This is a genomic window from Actinomadura sp. KC345 (assembly GCF_004348515.1).
Lineage (GTDB): Bacteria > Actinomycetota > Actinomycetes > Streptosporangiales > Streptosporangiaceae > Spirillospora.
This window is the reverse complement of sequence record NZ_SMKH01000172.1, coordinates 1-15,944: the sequence shown is the minus strand read 5'-3', so window position 1 is coordinate 15,944 and position 15,944 is coordinate 1. Positions and strand designations below refer to the sequence as shown.

17 protein-coding genes are annotated in these 15,944 nt (G+C 72.6%); 16 read left to right on the top strand and 1 reads right to left on the bottom strand.

Going from position 1 to position 15,944, the window contains the following annotated elements; genetic code table 11:
* Positions 1-431, top strand: a 431-nt coding sequence (locus E1281_RS25140) for an HIT domain-containing protein (RefSeq protein ID WP_131882133.1), incomplete at its 5' end; no start/stop codon positions are given.
* A gap of 64 nt (positions 432-495) precedes the next feature.
* On the opposite strand, the gene E1281_RS25135 is transcribed toward E1281_RS25140, so the two are convergent.
* Complete coding sequence (locus E1281_RS25135; RefSeq protein WP_131882132.1) at positions 496-2,661, bottom strand: elongation factor G-like protein EF-G2; 2,166 nt, start codon at positions 2,659-2,661, stop codon at positions 496-498.
* Positions 2,662-2,985: 324 nt separating this feature from the next.
* Here E1281_RS25135 and pgsA point away from each other — a divergent pair, with 324 nt between their 5' ends.
* From pgsA to E1281_RS25060, 15 genes are all read left to right on the top strand, one after another.
* The gene (gene pgsA / locus E1281_RS25130) at positions 2,986-3,624 is read left to right on the top strand and encodes a phosphatidylinositol phosphate synthase (protein WP_131882131.1); all 639 of its coding nucleotides are present in this window, start codon (positions 2,986-2,988) and stop codon (positions 3,622-3,624) included.
* Positions 3,621-4,571, top strand: coding sequence for a phosphatidylinositol mannoside acyltransferase (locus E1281_RS25125; protein ID WP_131882130.1), 951 nt, complete (start codon positions 3,621-3,623; stop codon positions 4,569-4,571). The genes pgsA and E1281_RS25125 overlap by 4 nt, the downstream gene beginning before the upstream one ends.
* Positions 4,568-5,731 carry a glycosyltransferase family 4 protein gene (locus E1281_RS25120; RefSeq protein ID WP_131882129.1) on the top strand — a complete coding sequence of 388 codons (1,164 nt, stop codon included), beginning with the start codon at positions 4,568-4,570 and terminating at the stop codon, positions 5,729-5,731. The genes E1281_RS25125 and E1281_RS25120 overlap by 4 nt, the downstream gene beginning before the upstream one ends.
* A gap of 28 nt (positions 5,732-5,759) precedes the next feature.
* Positions 5,760-6,293: a hypothetical protein gene (locus tag E1281_RS25115; RefSeq protein WP_131882128.1), complete on the top strand. Its 534-nt coding sequence runs from the start codon at positions 5,760-5,762 to the stop codon at positions 6,291-6,293.
* A 126-nt stretch (positions 6,294-6,419) separates the two neighbouring features.
* Positions 6,420-7,454, top strand: coding sequence for a DUF3048 domain-containing protein (locus E1281_RS25110; protein ID WP_131882127.1), 1,035 nt, complete (start codon positions 6,420-6,422; stop codon positions 7,452-7,454).
* Between the two features lie 138 nt (positions 7,455-7,592).
* On the top strand, positions 7,593-8,510 hold the full coding sequence (gene pdxS, locus E1281_RS25105) for a pyridoxal 5'-phosphate synthase lyase subunit PdxS (RefSeq protein ID WP_131882126.1): 918 nt from the start codon (positions 7,593-7,595) through the stop codon (positions 8,508-8,510).
* A gap of 167 nt (positions 8,511-8,677) precedes the next feature.
* A complete protein-coding gene (locus E1281_RS25100) occupies positions 8,678-9,292 on the top strand; it encodes a hypothetical protein (protein WP_131882125.1) in 615 nt (204 codons plus the stop codon).
* 104 nt (positions 9,293-9,396) lie between these two features.
* Positions 9,397-10,014 (top strand): pyridoxal 5'-phosphate synthase glutaminase subunit PdxT, encoded by a 618-nt coding sequence (gene pdxT, locus E1281_RS25095; protein ID WP_131882124.1) that lies wholly within the window; start codon positions 9,397-9,399, stop codon positions 10,012-10,014.
* A gap of 3 nt (positions 10,015-10,017) precedes the next feature.
* Complete coding sequence (locus tag E1281_RS25090) at positions 10,018-10,770, top strand: YebC/PmpR family DNA-binding transcriptional regulator (RefSeq protein WP_131882123.1); 753 nt, start codon at positions 10,018-10,020, stop codon at positions 10,768-10,770.
* A gap of 44 nt (positions 10,771-10,814) precedes the next feature.
* The gene (locus E1281_RS25085) at positions 10,815-11,969 is read left to right on the top strand and encodes a GNAT family N-acetyltransferase (RefSeq protein WP_131882122.1); all 1,155 of its coding nucleotides are present in this window, start codon (positions 10,815-10,817) and stop codon (positions 11,967-11,969) included.
* Between the two features lie 97 nt (positions 11,970-12,066).
* On the top strand, positions 12,067-12,642 hold the full coding sequence (gene ruvC, locus E1281_RS25080) for a crossover junction endodeoxyribonuclease RuvC (protein ID WP_131882121.1): 576 nt from the start codon (positions 12,067-12,069) through the stop codon (positions 12,640-12,642).
* Positions 12,639-13,244, top strand: coding sequence for a Holliday junction branch migration protein RuvA (gene ruvA, locus E1281_RS25075; protein ID WP_131882120.1), 606 nt, complete (start codon positions 12,639-12,641; stop codon positions 13,242-13,244). The genes ruvC and ruvA overlap by 4 nt, the downstream gene beginning before the upstream one ends.
* Positions 13,241-14,305, top strand: coding sequence for a Holliday junction branch migration DNA helicase RuvB (gene ruvB, locus E1281_RS25070; protein WP_131882119.1), 1,065 nt, complete (start codon positions 13,241-13,243; stop codon positions 14,303-14,305). Before ruvA ends, ruvB begins: the two co-directional genes overlap by 4 nt.
* Positions 14,306-14,493: 188 nt before the next feature.
* Positions 14,494-14,991 (top strand): preprotein translocase subunit YajC, encoded by a 498-nt coding sequence (gene yajC / locus E1281_RS25065; protein WP_243717375.1) that lies wholly within the window; start codon positions 14,494-14,496, stop codon positions 14,989-14,991.
* A 183-nt stretch (positions 14,992-15,174) separates the two neighbouring features.
* A complete protein-coding gene (locus E1281_RS25060) occupies positions 15,175-15,699 on the top strand; it encodes an adenine phosphoribosyltransferase (RefSeq protein ID WP_131882117.1) in 525 nt (174 codons plus the stop codon).
* Positions 15,700-15,944 lie beyond the last annotated feature (245 nt).

Genomic DNA, 15,944 nt, shown 5'->3' with positions numbered 1-15,944 from the left:
GGGACGACGGCTGCCCGTTCTGCGAGATCCCGGGCATGTCCGACGAGGAGGGCCTCGTCGTGTCCCGCGGCGAGTCGGTGTTCACGGTGCTGAACCTCTACCCCTACAACTCGGGGCACCTGATGGTCGTCCCGTACCGGCACGTCGCCGACTACGCCGACCTGGACGAGCCGGAGTACCTGGAGCTCGCGGCGTTCACCCAGCGTTCCCTCACGGCCCTGCGCAAGTGCAGCGGCGCGCAGGGCTTCAACGTCGGCATGAACCTCGGCCTCGTCGCGGGCGCGGGGATCGCGGCGCACCTGCACCAGCACGTCGTCCCGCGCTGGGGCGGCGACACCAACTTCATGCCGGTCGTCGGGCGCACCAAGGTGCTGCCGCAGCTGCTGCGCGACACGCGGCAGATGCTGGCCGACGCATGGCCGGCGGTCTGAGGGTCCCGCCCGGCGGGGACGGGCGGGACCTCCGGCACGCGCGCCGTGAGCGCCCCGCCGGGTCCTAGGCGTCCTTGGACTCGGCGGCGACCTTGTCGGACAGGTGCGGCGGGAGCGGCTCGTAGCGCAGGAACGTGCGGCTGAACGTGCCCGTGCCCTGCGACATCGACCGCAGGTCGATCGCGTAGCGGATGATCTCCAGCTGGGGCACCTCCGCCTTGATCATGGTGCGGCCGCCGGGCACCGCCTGGGAGCCCTGCACCCGGCCCCGCCGGGACGTCAGATCGGACATGATCGCGCCCACGTACTCGTCGGCGATCAGGACCTCCACCTCGTCCACCGGCTCCAGCAGCAGGATCGGCACCGACGCCGCGGCGTCCTTGAGCGCGAGCGCGCCGGCCGCCTGGAACGCCATGTCGGACGAGTCGACCGAATGGGCCTTGCCGTCGTGCAGGGTGACCTTGATGTCGACCAGCGGATACCCGGCGGACACACCGCGTCCCATCTGCTGCCGGACGCCCTTCTCCACCGACGGGATGAACTGCCGCGGCACCACCCCGCCGACGATCTTGTCGACGAACTCGAAGCCCTCACCGGACGGCAGCGGCTCCACGTCGACGTGGCAGATGCCGTACTGGCCGTGGCCGCCGCTCTGCTTGACGTGCCGGCCGAGGCCCTTGGCGGTCCCGCCGAACGTCTCCCGCAGCGGGACCCGCAGGTCGATCCGCTCGACCTCGACGCCGTAGCGGGTCCTGAGACGGTCGATCAGCACGTCGGCGTGGGCCTCGCCCATGCACCACAGCACCAGCTGCCGCGTCTCGGAGTTGTTCTCCAGCCGCAGCGTCGGGTCCTCGGCGACGAGGCGGCCGAGCGCCTGGCTGAGCTTGTCCTCGTCGGCCTTGGACTTCGCGCGGATCGCGACCGGCAGCAGCGGGTCGGGCATCGACCAGGGCGCCATCACGACCGGCGAGCCGGGATCGGACAGGGTGTCGCCGCTCTCCGCGCGGGTGAGCTTCGCCACCGCGCAGATGTCGCCCGCCATGCAGGACGACGCGGTGCGCTGCGTCTTGCCGAGCGGCGAGGTGAGCGCGCCCACCCGCTCGTCGACGTCGTGGTCCTCGTGCCCGCGGTCCTGCATGCCGTGCCCCGAGACGTGCACGGTCGTGTCCGGCCGCAGCGTCCCGGAGAAGACCCGGACCAGGGAGATCCGCCCGACGTAGGGGTCGGACGTGGTCTTGATCACTTCGGCGACCAGCGGCCCCTCGGGGTCGCAGGACAGCTCCCTCGGCGGCCCGCCCTTGACGGGGGCCACGGGCGGAATGCCGCGTTCGAGGGGCGACGGGAACGCCTGGGTGATGACCTCCAGGAGCTCCTGCATGCCGACGACCGGGCCCGGATGGTCGCCGTGCGGGACCGACGTCGCGAGGACGGGGAAGAAGCTGCCACGCGCGACCGCGGTCTCCAGGTCCTCGATGAGCGCCTTGACGTCGAGGTCCTCACCGGACAGGTACCTGTCCATGAGGGACTCGTCCTCGCTCTCCTGGATGATGCCCTCGATCAGCGACGCGCGCTGCTCGGCGATCTGGTCCAGGTACCGCGGGTCGGGGTCGCACTCGGTCCGCCGCCCGGTGGAGTAGTCGAGGCAGCGCTGCGACAGCAGCCCGATCAGGCCCTTCAGCCCGTCCCCCCCGCCGGCCGGGAAGTACAGCGGCGCGACGCCCTCGCCGAAGACGTCCTGGCAGGCCATGACCACGTCGTCGTAGTCGCCGCGCTGCTGGTCGACCTTGGTGATGACGATCGCGCGCGGCATCCCCACCGCCGCGCACTCCTCCCAGATCATCCTGGTCAGGCCGTCGATGCCGTCCACCGCCGAGATCACGAACAGCGCCGCGTCGGCGCCGCGCAGCCCGGCCCGCAGGTCGCCGACGAAGTCGGCGTACCCCGGCGTGTCGATGAGGTTGATCTTCATGCCGCCGTAGGAGAACGGGGCGAGGGCGAGGTTCACCGAGCGCTGCTGGCGCACCTCCACCTCGTCGAAGTCGCTGACGGTCGTGCCGTCCTCGACCCGTCCCGCTCGCTGCAGCGTGCCCGTGGCGGCGAGCAGCGCCTCCACGAGCGTCGTCTTCCCGGTTCCGGAATGGCCGACCAGCGCGACGTTCCGTACCTTGTCGCACCCGCCGGCCTCCGGTGCCCTGCCGGGGGCACCCGGGTGGCCTCCCTTGTCCGCCATGACTCCTCCTCGGACGGGTCTCGCGTGCAGGCCCGCGTGCGTTCGCGGCCCGGCCCCCAGGGGCCCGGCCTTGACGTCCGAGTGCGGCGTCCGATCCTCGTCCAACGTGCGTGACCGACGTCACACCCGTACCACCACCTTTTCCCGGGACGGGCGGGATCACAAGGGGTGAAGGGCAATCAACCGTGATCTGTCCGTGGTGCGTGCCGCGCAAACCCGCCCTGACCACCCTGTGCGCCCCTTGGTAGGACACGTCCGCACTACGATGGGCGCGCCGCGGCGGCCCGCCGGGGGCCTCTCCCCGAGACACGAGAACGGACGGCGATGCTCAACAGAATCAGGCCCGCGCTGGGGCGCGTCCTCACCCCCGTCGGACACGCGGTCGCGCGGACCAGGGTCTCGCCCAACGCCATCACCGTCATCGGGACGCTGGGCGTCGCCGCCGGCGCGCTCGTGCTGTTCCCGCGCGGCGAGTACTTCTGGGGGACGATGGTCATCACCGCGTTCGTCCTGTTCGACATGCTGGACGGCGCGGTCGCCCGCGTCACCGGGAAGATCTCGAAGTTCGGCGCGTTCCTGGACTCCACGATGGACCGGGTCGCCGACGCCGCGATCTTCGCCGGGCTGATGATCGGGCTGTACCGGGACGGGCAGGAGTTCCTCGCCGGGGCCGCCCTGTACTGCCTGGTCGCCGGGGCCGTGGTGTCGTACGCCAAGGCCCGGGCCGAAGGGCTCGGCTACACCTGCGACGTGGGCATCGCCGAGCGCGCGGAACGCCTGATCGTCGCCCTCGTCGCCGCCGGGTTCCACGGGCTCGGCGTCCCCTTCATCCTCGCCGCCGCGCTGTGGCTCCTCGCGGCGCTCAGCACGATCACGGTCGGGCAGCGGTTCGCCGCCGTCCACGCCCAGGCGAAGGACGGCGCCGAGCCCGCGCCCGAGCCCGCGCCGGAGCCGCGTCCATGAGCGACCCCCGCGCGCCGGACGGCGGCGCGGACCGCGCGTCACTGCGCGACGAGGTGACCGACGCCGCGTACGCCGCGGGCTGGACGGTCGTCCGCAAGATGCCCGAGGCCGCGGCCCGGCTCGCGTTCACCGCGCTCGCCGACCGCACCTGGCACCGCCACGGCGCCGGCGTCCGGCAGCTGGAGAGGAACCTGTGCCGCGTCCTCGGCAAGGACGCCGTCGACGACGAGGTCCGCGTCCTCAGCAAGAAGGTCATGCGCTCCTACTTCCGCTACTGGCTGGAGGTGTTCCGGCTCCCCGAGTACAGCCGGGCGCGGATCCTCGGCCGGATGCGGGTGACCGGCGAGAAGAAGATCTTCACCAACCTCGACGCCGGGCGCGGCGTCATCCTCGCCCTGCCCCACATGGGCAACTACGAGCACGCCGGCGCGTGGCTGGTGCACTGCGGGTACCCGTTCACCACGGTCGCCGAGCGGCTCAAGCCCGAGTCGGTGTTCGACCGGTTCGTGGAGTTCCGGGAAGGGCTCGGCATGGAGGTGCTCGCTCACAAGGGCGCCTCCGCGTACGGCCGGATGGCCCAGCGGCTCCGCGCCGGCCGGCCGGTGTGCCTCGTCGTCGACCGCGACCTGACCGAGAGCGGGATCGACGTGGAGTTCTTCGGCGCCACCGCCAGGATGCCGGCCGTGTCGGCCGCGCTCGCCGTCCAGACCGGCGCCGCCCTCATTCCCGTGACACTCTGGTACGAGGGCGAGTACTGGGCGGCGCGCGTCCACGACGAGATCCAGGTCCCGGGCGAGGGCGGCAGACAGGAGAAGATCCAGGCCATGACCCAGGAGCTGGCGCGCGTCTTCGAGGCGGGGATCGCCGCGCACCCGGAGGACTGGCACATGCTGCAGAAGGTCTGGGTGGACGACCCGCCGGGCGACCGGGCGGGCGGCGGCCGATGAAGACCGGCATCGTCTGCCCCTACACGTGGGACGTCCCGGGCGGCGTCCAGCAGCACATCGGCGACCTCGCCGAGGCGCTCATCGCGCTCGGCCACGAGGTGTCGGTGATCACACCCGCGGACGACGACGCGGAGCTGCCGCCCTACGTCGTGTCCGCCGGGCGCGCCGTCCCCGTCCCCTACAACGGCTCGGTGGCCCGGCTGGCGTTCGGGTTCCTGTCGGCGGGCCGCGTCCGGCGCTGGATCAACGAGGGCGGCTTCGACGTCCTGCACGTCCACGAGCCCGCCGCGCCGTCGCTCGGGCTGCTGGCCTGCTGGTCCGCCGACGGCCCGATCGTCGGCACCTTCCACGCCTCACACGTCAAGTCGCGGGCGATGTCGGTCACCGCGCCGATCCTGCAGAGCGCGCTGGAGAAGATCACCGGCAGGATCGCGGTGTCCGAGGCCGCCCGCACCACCCTCGTCGAGCACCTCGGCGGCGACGCCGTGCTGATCCCGAACGGCGTCGCGACCGAGCGGTACGCGATGGCCGCCCCGCTGCCCGGCTGGCCCGGCCGCGGCGAGGTCCCGCGCCGCCCCGGCGACGGGGAGGCCCTCGGGTTCCTCGGCCGGATGGACGAGCCCCGCAAGGGCCTGGACGTCCTGCTGCGCGCGTTCGAGATCCTCGCCCGGAAGCGGGCCGGCCTTCGGCTGCTGCTGGCGGGTCCCGGCGACGCCGACGACGTGGTGTCGCGGGTCTCGCCGGAGCTGCGCGACCGGGTCGTCGTCCTCGGCCTGGTCAGCGAGCAGGACAAGGTCCGCGCCTACCACTCCGTGGACGTGTTCGTCGCCCCCAACCTCGGCGGGGAGAGCTTCGGGATCGTGCTCGCCGAGGCCATGTCGGCGGGCGCGCCGATCCTGGCCAGCGACATCGAGGCGTTCGACCGGGTGCTGCGCGGCGGGCGCGCCGGGGCGCTGTTCCCCACGGGCGACCACGAGGCCCTCGCCGCGGCGGCCGGCGAGCTGCTCGACGACCCCGCCAGGCGCAAGCAGCTGTCGGCGGAGGCCCGTGCCGCCGTCCGCGACTACGACTGGTCGTCCGTGGCCCGCGACGTGGTCCGGGTCTACGAGACCGTCGCCTTCGGCGCCGCCGGCGTCGTCGAGTCCGGCCTCGGCGCCTAGCCCGTGTCGAGTCTGTAGGGGAACCCCGATGTACGACTGGATCATCGACGTCCTGTTCTGGATCGCCGTCGTGTTCCTGGCCGGCGTGTACGTGTCGTGGCGCGCCACCAGGCTCGACCGGCTGCACGTCCGCGTCGAGACCGCCCGCGCCGCGCTGGACGCCGCGCTCGTGCGGCGGGCCGCGGCGACGCTGGAGCTGGCCGCCTCCCGCCTCCTCGACCCGGCCACCAGCCTGGTGCTGGCCACTGCCGCCCACGAGGCCCGCACCGCCGACGCCGACAACCGCGAGTTCGCCGAGAGCGACCTGTCGCGGGCGCTGCGCGCGGTCGTCGACCAGCCCGAGTTCGTCGGCAGCCTCACCGCCAAGGGGGCGGGGGAAGGGGTGCTGGACGAGCTGTCCGCGGCCGCCGCGAAGGTCGCCTACGCCCGCCGGTTCTACAACGACGCCGTCTCCCAGGCCAGGATCGCCCGCCGCAAGCTGCTCATCCGCGTCCTGCCGCTCGCCGGCCGCGCGCCCCTCCCGGACTTCTTCGAGATCGACGACGACCCGCCGGGAATCTGAGGGGCGGGCGTCCGGACCGCGGGCCGGATTGATCACTTCGGGGCCGTCCGGCCGTACCGATGGGAGGGCGGGCGCATCCGGTCGCGTTCGCTACCCTCTGGCAGACCGTACAAGGGAGGGTTCATCGTGCGATCCGCCTGGGACGCCCCCGTCCGGGCCCGTTCGGCAGCCGCTCTCGGGGCCCTCGTCCTCGGCGCCGCCCTGTCGGCCTGCTCGGACCCGGGCGGCCCGGAGACGGCTCCGCCGCCGCGCAGTACGGCCGGGCCCACGCCGAGCGAGACGCCCGCGCCCAGGACGCATCCGTTCACGGGCGAGAGGAAGGGCATCGGCAACCCCGTCCTCGCCGTCAAGGTCGAGAACACCCGGCCCGCGCTCCCGCAGAGCGGGGTGAAGGACGCCGACATCGTCTACGTCGAGCAGGTCGAGGGCGGCGAGACCCGGCTGATGGCGGTCTACTCCTCGCAGCTGCCGGAGCGCGTCGGGCCCGTCCGCAGCGCCCGCATCTCCGACCTGCACATCCTCCCGCAGTTCGGCAAGCCGGCGTTCGCGTTCTCGGGCGTCCAGAGCAAGATGAAGAAGTACGTCCGCAAGGCGCCGGTGTACGACATCTCACAGGAGAACGCCGGAGGCGCGTACTTCCGGTCCGGGTCCAAGCCGATCCCGTACAACCTCTACGCCGACCCCGAGGAACTGCTCAAGAAGGCGCCGAAGGCCGGCGAGGCGCGCGACATCGGCTTCCGCTTCGGGGACGCCCCGCCCGGCGGCGAGCCGACCAGGTCCTTCACGGCGCGCTGGCCGTCCGCCAGCATGGGATTCACCTGGTCGAAGAAGCAGAGGCGGTGGCTCGCCAGCTTCGGCGGCCGGCCCGACCGCGCCGCCGAGGGCGGGCGCCTGGGGGGCGAGACGGTCGTCATCCAGTACGCCAAGACGACCCGGTCGAAGTTCCACGACTTCCTCGGCAACTACACGCCGCTGATCAAGACCACCGGCAGCGGGCGGGCCCGCGTCCTGCGCGACGGCAGGTCCTACGACGCCACGTGGTCGCGGCCGTCGGAGAAGGAGGGGACCACCTTCACCACCGCCGACGGCGCGCCGATGACGTTCGCCCCCGGGCAGGTCTGGATGGTCCTCGTCAACGACGGCAGGCCCCGCACGCCCTAGCGGCGGCCCTTGACGCCGTGTCAACCACCACACTGTAAGCCGTGGCCGCTCCGCGTTGACACTGTGGCGGGTCGAGAGGTCCCACGAGCAGGCAATACCATGGAAAGGACTTGTCGTCCTGCCACGTAAGGAAAACCCGTGTCCACTTCCAGTCCCGCCCCTGACGACGCCGCGCCCGAGACCGGGACCGCCCGGGTCAAGCGCGGCATGGCGGAGATGCTCAAGGGCGGCGTGATCATGGACGTCGTCACGCCCGAGCAGGCGAAGATCGCCGAAGACGCGGGCGCGGTCGCCGTCATGGCCCTGGAGCGGGTGCCCGCCGACATCCGCGCCGAGGGCGGCATCTCCCGGATGAGCGACCCCGACATGGTCGACGGGATCATCGGCTCGGTCTCCATCCCGGTCATGGCCAAGGCGCGCATCGGCCACTTCGTCGAGGCGCGGGTGCTGCAGTCCCTCGGCGTCGACTACGTCGACGAGTCCGAGGTGCTCACCCCGGCCGACTACGACAACCACATCGACAAGTGGGCGTTCACCGTCCCGTTCGTCTGCGGCGCGACCAACCTCGGCGAGGCGCTGCGCCGCATCACCGAGGGCGCGGCCATGATCCGCTCCAAGGGCGAGGCCGGCACCGGCGACGTCTCCAACGCCACCACGCACATGCGCCAGATCCGGCAGCAGATCCGCAGGCTCCAGACCCTTCCCGAGGACGAGCTGTACGTCGCCGCCAAGGAGCTCCAGGCCCCCTACGAGCTGGTCAAGGAGGTCGCCGCCGCCGGGAAGCTGCCCGTCGTGCTGTTCACCGCGGGCGGCATCGCGACTCCCGCCGACGCCGCGATGATGATGCAGCTCGGCGCCGAGGGGGTCTTCGTCGGCTCCGGGATCTTCAAGTCCGGCAACCCGGCCCAGCGCGCCGAGGCCATCGTCAAGGCCACCACCTTCCACGACGACCCCGGCGTCATCGCCAAGGTGTCCCGCGGCCTCGGCGAGGCCATGGTCGGCATCAACGCCGCGGTCCTCGGCGAGGACCAGAAGTTCGCCGGCCGCGGCTGGTGACACGGGGGCGCGGGCGGCGGGGACGGCCGGGCCCCTTCCCCGCCCGGCGCCGTCCCCACTCCACAGCGCGCCCTTACAGGGTTTACGCTGGCGGACGCGGCCGGTGAGGACGCCCCGACGCTCGGTGCGGGGCCCTTGGGCGGTGCCCGGCCGCGGGAGGGGAGAGCATGGCTTGGTCGGTCGCGCTGGCGTGCGCGAGCGCGGGTGAACCCGCCGAGGTGTTCCGGCCGGGCCTGGTGCCCGATCCGGACGCCGCCGCGGCGATCGCGCGCGGCCTCTACCCGGCGGACACCCTGACCGAGACCGGTGACACGGTCCTGGACTTCGCGCTCTGGCCGTACGAGGACGAGCTGTTCGTCGGGGCGTTCGAACGGGCGCTGCTGCTGTGCGACCGGCGGCTGTTCTGCCTCGACGACGACGCGCGCCGGATCGCAGACACCGCCGCGGCCTCGCTGCCGGGCTCGCGCTGCGGCGTCCTCGTCCTGCACACCGTCATCCGCGGCTGCTGGTTCCGCTGGTACGAGTCCGGCGAGCTGCTCCGGGACGTGTTCGTCACGGCCGAGGACGGCGTCGTCGTCGACCAGGGCGGGCGGCTCCCCGCCGAGGCGCCGTTCTGGCGGGCCATCGACGCCGGGGCCCAGGACGTCCCGCTGCCGTTCGACCCGGAGGAGTTCGGCCTCGCGCTCGCCGAGGCGCACATGTTCGGCCGCGGCATCGCCGACCGCGGCAAGGACGGCTTCCTGCCGCTGGAGCTGCCGCTCCGCCGCTTCAAGCACGCCTGACGCGCGATCCCGGAAGCCTGCGAGGCCGAGGGGCGTTGTACGTCGAGGACGCCGTGGCCGGCGTCTAGGCTTGAACGACCCCCCGCACCCCGGAAGGTTTCGACGTGACCGCTGTGCCGACGATCGGCGTCCTCGCCCTGCAGGGCGACGTGCGCGAGCATGCACGCGCTTTGGAGGCGGCCGGGGCGCGCACCCTGGACGTGCGCCGCCCCGAGGAGCTGGAGCGGGTGGACGGCCTCGTCCTGCCGGGCGGCGAGTCCACCACCATGTGGCGGCTGGCGCGCGCGTTCGAGCTGCTGGAGCCGCTGCGCAAGCGGATCGAGGCCGGCCTGCCCGCCTACGGCTCCTGCGCCGGGATGATCATGCTGGCGGACCGGATCAGGGACGGCGCCGCGGGCCAGGAGACGATCGGCGGGATCGACATGACCGTGCGGCGCAACGCCTTCGGACGGCAGGTCGACTCGTTCGAGGCGGACGTCCCCCTGACCGGGATGGGGGACGCGCCGTACCACGCCGTTTTCATCCGCGCGCCGTGGGTGGAGTCCGTCGGCGGCGGCGTCGAGATCCTCGGACACGCCGAGAGCGGCCCGAACGTCGGTAGGATCGTCGCCGTCCGCCAGGGACGCCTCATGGCGACCGCGTTCCATCCGGAGTTGACAGGCGATTTCCGCGTGCACCACTACTTCGCCGATCTGGTGCGCCGGACGACAGAGGAGGAGTGACAGATGTCCGGCCATTCCAAGTGGGCGACGACCAAGCACAAGAAGGCGGCCCTCGACGCCAAGCGGGGCAAGCTCTTCGCCAAGCTGATCAAGAACATCGAGGTCGCGGCCCGCACCGGCGGCGGTGACCCGGAGGCCAACCCGACCCTCTACGACGCCATCTACAAGGCGAAGAAGAACTCCGTCCCCAACGACAACATCGAGCGCGCGCGCAAGCGCGGCGCCGGTGAGGAGGCCGGGGGCGCCGACTGGCAGAACATCACCTACGAGGGCTACGCCCCCGGAGGCGTCGCCGTCCTCATCGAGTGCCTGACCGACAACCGCAACCGCGCCGCGTCCGAGGTCCGCGTCGCGCTCACCCGCAACGGCGGCTCGCTCGCCGACCCGGGCTCGGTCTCCTACATGTTCAACCGCAAGGGCGTCGTGATCGTCCCCAAGGCGGGCACCAGCGAGGACGACGTGATGCTCGCCGTCCTGGAGGCCGGGGCCGAGGAGGTCAACGACCTCGACGAGGAGAACTTCGAGGTCGTCAGCGAGGCGGGCGACCTGGTCGCGGTCCGCACCGCCCTGGTGGACGCCGGGATCGACTACGAGTCGGCCGAGAGCAAGTTCCTCCCGAGCGTCACCGTCCCCTTGGAAGAGGACAACGCCAAGAAGGTCTTCCGCCTCCTGGACGCCCTCGAAGACTCCGACGACGTCCAGGACGTCTACGCGAACTTCGACGTCCCCGACGAGGTCCTGGCCGCCCTGGACTGAGGCGCCGGCGGTACCGCGTTCCCGCATGGCATACGGTCTGGATCATGGAGATCCGGGCTCTCGGGTGGGACGAGAGGTACGCCGTCCGCGACAGCACGGCACGCGCCTTCGGGCCGGTGCTCGACGAGGCGTGGGAGCGGCGCAGCGAGGCCGCCCGGCCGACCTGGGAGGCCGGGCGGTGGTTCGCCGGGTTCGACGGCGACCGGATCGTCGCCACGGGCGTCCTGCACGACATGACGCAGTGGTGGCACGGGCGTCCGGTCTCGATGGCCGGCGTCAGCGCGATCACCGTCGCGCCCGAGGACCGCGGCCGGGGGCTCGGCCGCCGGCTGATGACCGATCTGCTGCGGCGGTGCGCCGGGTTCGGGCATCCGCTCGCGATGCTGTATCCCGCCACGACGCGGATCTACCGGTCGCTCGGCTGGGAGCACGCGGGCGCCCAGCACCACATCGAGATACCGGCCGAGGCGCTGCGCACGGTCGCCGCCGAGCGGGTGCCCGTCCGCCGCGCCGGGCGGGAGGACGCCGGGGAGGCCGCCGCCGTCATCGGCCGCGCGCACGAGCGGGCACGCGACAGCGGCCCCGTCGGATGGCCGGAGGCGAGGTGGCGCGGCATGCTCGGGCACCGCGACGAGTACGTCTACCTCGCCGAGGACGGGTTCCTCTCCTACCACTGGTCGGGAGGCAACACCGGGCTTGAGGTCACCCGGCTCGTCGCGTCGTCCGAGCGGACCCTCCGGGCGCTGTGGGCCATCGTCGGATCCGGCTCGTCGACCGCCGAGACCGTCCGCGCCTGCGTTTCCCCCATGGACCCGGTGCTCTGGCTGCCGCACGAGCGCCGCCTGTACGAGACCGTCCACCGGACCCAGTGGATGCTGCGGGTGGTCGACGCGCCCGCGGCGATCCGAGCGCGCGGCTACCCGGCCGGGGTGACCGCCGGGGTTCCGCTGCTGATCGACGACCCGCAGTGCCCGGGGAACTCGGGCCACTGGCGGCTGGAGATCGAGGACGGTGAGGGGCGGCTGGAACGGTCGCCGGAGACCGCCGGCGCCGTGCGGCTCGGGCCGCGCGGCCTGTCGGCCCTGTACGCGGGCGTCCCCGTGACCACGCTGCGCCTCGCCGGCCTGGTCGAGGGCGGGGACGCGGAAGCGCTGTCACCCGCGTTCGCGGCCACGCCGTTCTCCCTCGACTTCTTCTAGCCGGACTTCTTCTCGGAACACGCCCGCCGCATCCCTCCACGAAGACGACGCCGGATTGATAGCGTTGGCGGCCGAACAGGTGATCGAAGGAGCGGCCTTGCGGGTGATGGGGGTGGACCCCGGGCTCACCCGATGCGGGGTGGGGGTCGTCGAGGGCGCCCCGGGCAAACGGCTCCACCTGGTGCACGTGTCCGTCGTGCGGACGGCCCCCGACGAGGACGCCGCCCTGCGCCTGCTGGGCATCGAGGCGGGCATCGAGGCGCTGATGGAGGAGTTCCGTCCCGACGCCGTCGCCGTCGAGCGCGTGTTCTCCCAGCACAACGTCCGCACCGTGATGGGCACCGCGCAGGCCGCCGGGGTCGCGATGCTGGCGGCGGCCCGCCGCGGCCTCCCGGTGGCGCTGCACACCCCGAGCGAGGCGAAGGCCGCCGTCACCGGGAACGGGCGCGCCGACAAGGCCCAGGTGACCCGGATGGTGACCCGGCTGCTGTCCCTGGACGCGGCCCCCAGGCCCGCTGACGCGGCCGACGCGCTCGCGCTGGCCATCTGCCACGTGTGGCGCGGGGGAGCGCAGCAGCGGCTCGCTCACGCGCAGCGGTCGCGGATCGAGGAGGCGGCCAGGGCCGAACGCGAGCGGCTCGCCGCCCGGACCAGAGGAGGAGACGTCCAGTGATCGCCTTCGTCAGCGGCCGGGTGGCCGCCGCCGGGCCCGACGGCGCGGTGATCGACGTGCACGGCGTCGGCCTGTCCGTGCAGTGCACCCCCGCCACCCTGGCCGGGCTGCGGGTCGGCGACGAGGCGAAGGTGCCCACCTCCCTCGTCGTCCGGGAGGATTCCCTCACACTGTTCGGGTTCGCCGACGACGACGAGCGCACGGTCTTCGAGCTGCTGCAGACGGCGAGCGGCGTCGGGCCCCGCCTCGCGCTGGCGATGCTCGCCGTCCACACGCCGAACGCGCTGCGGCACGCCGTGGCCGCCGAGGACGTGACGGCCCTCACCAAGGTCCCCGGCATCGGCAAGAAGGGCGCCCAGCGCATCGTCCTGGAGCTCAGGGACCGCCTCGGTGGCCCGGTCGGGGCCGGCGCCGGCGACCTCCGCGCGCCCGCCCGCGCCGAGCCGTGGCGCGAACAGGTCCAGATGGGCCTGATCAACCTCGGCTGGTCCGCCAAGGACGCCGACGCGGCCGTGGACGCCGTCGCCGCCGACCTCGACGGGGGCGAGGCGCCGCCCGTCGCCGCTCTCCTGAAGTCCGCGCTGAGGAAGCTGAGCAAGTGAGCGAACCCGAACGGCTCGTGTCGCCGGACGCGGACGGGGCCGAGGAGCAGCGGATCGAGGCCGCGCTGCGGCCCGGAAAGCTGGACGACTTCGTCGGGCAGGAGCGGGTGCGCGAGCAGCTCTCGCTGGTGCTCCAGAGCGCGCTGCGGCGCGGCCGGACGCCCGATCACGTGCTGCTGTCGGGCGGGCCGGGGCTCGGCAAGACCACCCTGGCCATGATCATCGCGGCGGAGCTGGGGCAGCCGCTGCGGATCTCGTCCGGGCCGGCGATCGAACGGGCCGGCGACCTCGCGGCCGTGCTGTCGACGCTCGCCGAGGGCGAGGTGCTGTTCCTCGACGAGATCCACCGGCTGGCGCGGCCCGCCGAGGAGATGCTCTACATGGCGATGGAGGACTTCCGGGTCGACGTCGTCGTCGGGAAGGGGCCGGGTGCGACCGCGATCCCCCTGGACGTCGCGCCCTTCACCCTGGTCGGCGCCACCACCCGGGCGGGGATGCTGCCGGGCCCGCTGCGCGACAGGTTCGGGTTCGTCGCGCACATGGACTTCTACGAGCCGGCCGAGCTGGAGGTCATCGTCCGGCGGTCGGCGGCCCTCCTGGACGTGGAGATCGGCGACGAGGCGGCCGCCGAGGTGGCCGGCCGCTCCCGGGGCACGCCCCGCATCGCCAACCGGCTGCTGCGCCGCGTCCGCGACTACGCCGAGGTGCGCGCCGACGGGACCATCACCCAGGAATCAGCGCGGGCGGCCCTCGCGTTGTACGAGGTGGACGAACGGGGCCTCGACCGGCTGGACCGTGCCGTCCTGGAGTCGCTGATGCGCAAGTTCGGCGGCGGCCCCGTGGGGCTGTCGACGCTGGCCGTGTCGGTGGGGGAGGAGCCCGAGACCGTGGAGGTCGTCGCCGAGCCGTTCCTCGTCCGGCAGGGCCTGCTGGCGAGGACGCCGCGGGGGCGGATCGCCACGGCCGCCGCGTGGGCGCACCTGGGCCTCGCCCAGCCGCCCACGGCGCCGATGGCGGGGACGCTGTTCGACGTCGGCGAGGACGGCGGGCCCGAATCGTGATCATCCCATAACGGGTTGGGAACTTCCGGGCGTCGCCGGTCGTCACGTCGTTGCCGGGGTCTGCCGTACTCTCTAGACTCCGGGACTTGATTCACCGCTCCAGCCGGCGGTCCCGTTGCATTTCACCGGTCCGGTCACCAGGCTGGGCTTAACCACATCGGAAGGATGCCCCAGTAATGGGTGGCGACATGATCATTGCGGCTGAGTCCGGCGGCAGCGGGGCCTTCAACCTGCTTCTCCTTCTCGCCATTCCCCTGGTCTTCTACTTCCTGCTCATCCGGCCGCAGAGCAAGCGCCGCAAGGAGCAGTTGCAGATGCAGAGCGCCATCGAGCCCGGTGCGCGCGTTCTGACGACCAGCGGCATGCGCGCGACCGTCGTGGAGGTCGACGACGACGGCCTTCTCCTTGAGATCGCGGACGGCGTCGAGGTCCACTTCGTCAAGCAGGCCGTCATGCAGGTCCTCAAGGACGACGAGCCCGAGGACCTCGACGACGACGATGACGACGAGGACGAGGACGGCGACCGCGTCGACCTCTCCAAGGACGACGACGCCGGCGACACGGACGAGGCGGCGGACGAGGCGGCGGACGAGGACGGCAAGGCGGACGAGACCGCCGAGGCCGAGGAGCCCGAGTCCACGCCCAAGAAGACGAAGGTCAAGGCCGCGGACAAGTCCGACGGCTGACCTTTCGGCCCTGTCGGGCCCGTTCCCCGGCCGGGCGCAGGTCCGGGCGGTGAGCGCGGGGGAGACGGGAACGGCGACGGCGCGAGCCGGTCGCCGTCTTCGTCTGCCGCGCGGCAGGTCGGGCAGGGCAGCGGTACCGGCGGCGACCGACGCGGCGGCAGGCATGCAGGAGGAGAGCACATCGTGGACCTCGTCAAGCTGATCCAGGAGCGGATCCGCGACGTGGACGACTACCCCAAGCCCGGGGTGGTCTTCAAGGACATCACCCCCCTGCTGGCCGACCACGTCGCCTTCGCCGGCGTGGTGGACGCGATCGTCAACCACTACGGCCGCGGCACCATCGACAAGATCGTCGGAATCGAGGCCCGCGGGTTCATCCTCGCCGCGCCGGTCGCCTACCACTTCGGCTCGGGGTTCGTCCCCGTGCGCAAAAAGGGGAAGCTGCCGTCGCGGACGCACGAGGAGACCTATGATCTCGAATACGGGACCGAGACGATCGAGATCCACCTCGACGCGCTCGATCCCGGCGACCGCGTGCTGATCGTCGACGACGTCCTCGCCACCGGCGGGACGGCCAGGGCGGCCGCCGAACTCGTCCGCCGCGGCGGAGCGGAGGTCGTCGGCCTGTCGGTGCTCCTCGAACTGTCGTTCCTCCACGGACGCGACAAGCTGGGGAATCTGGACGTCCATTCGCTGGTTACCGTCTAGTGCCGAATAGGCGCCGGATACACTGGCGGCATCAGGGTCCGGTGGGGACGGGCGAAGCCGCGGGGTGCCGCGGACATGCGCCCGATGGACTAGGGAGGCTGGGTGCCCGGTGAGGTGGTATCGACCGGCGCGGTGAACGACGCCGCCACGGCCGCCGAGGCCCGCCCGGCGCGGGACACCGCGCGGGAGCGGTCCGTCCAGGCGGCCCAGGCGCCCGCCGACCAGGCCCCCGACCAGGCCCCTGA

Excerpts from the sequence above, each read along its gene's own strand:
- E1281_RS25135 (WP_131882132.1), bottom strand. The coding sequence starts at position 2,661 with ATGGCGGACAAGGGAGGCCACCCGGGTGCCCCCGGCAGGGCACCGGAG.
- pgsA (WP_131882131.1), top strand. The coding sequence starts at position 2,986 with ATGCTCAACAGAATCAGGCCCGCGCTGGGGCGCGTCCTCACCCCCGTC.
- E1281_RS25125 (WP_131882130.1), top strand. The coding sequence starts at position 3,621 with ATGAGCGACCCCCGCGCGCCGGACGGCGGCGCGGACCGCGCGTCACTG.
- E1281_RS25120 (WP_131882129.1), top strand. The coding sequence starts at position 4,568 with ATGAAGACCGGCATCGTCTGCCCCTACACGTGGGACGTCCCGGGCGGC.
- E1281_RS25115 (WP_131882128.1), top strand. The coding sequence starts at position 5,760 with ATGTACGACTGGATCATCGACGTCCTGTTCTGGATCGCCGTCGTGTTC.
- E1281_RS25100 (WP_131882125.1), top strand. The coding sequence starts at position 8,678 with ATGGCTTGGTCGGTCGCGCTGGCGTGCGCGAGCGCGGGTGAACCCGCC.
- E1281_RS25090 (WP_131882123.1), top strand. The coding sequence starts at position 10,018 with ATGTCCGGCCATTCCAAGTGGGCGACGACCAAGCACAAGAAGGCGGCC.
- E1281_RS25085 (WP_131882122.1), top strand. The coding sequence starts at position 10,815 with ATGGAGATCCGGGCTCTCGGGTGGGACGAGAGGTACGCCGTCCGCGAC.
- yajC (WP_243717375.1), top strand. The coding sequence starts at position 14,494 with ATGATCATTGCGGCTGAGTCCGGCGGCAGCGGGGCCTTCAACCTGCTT.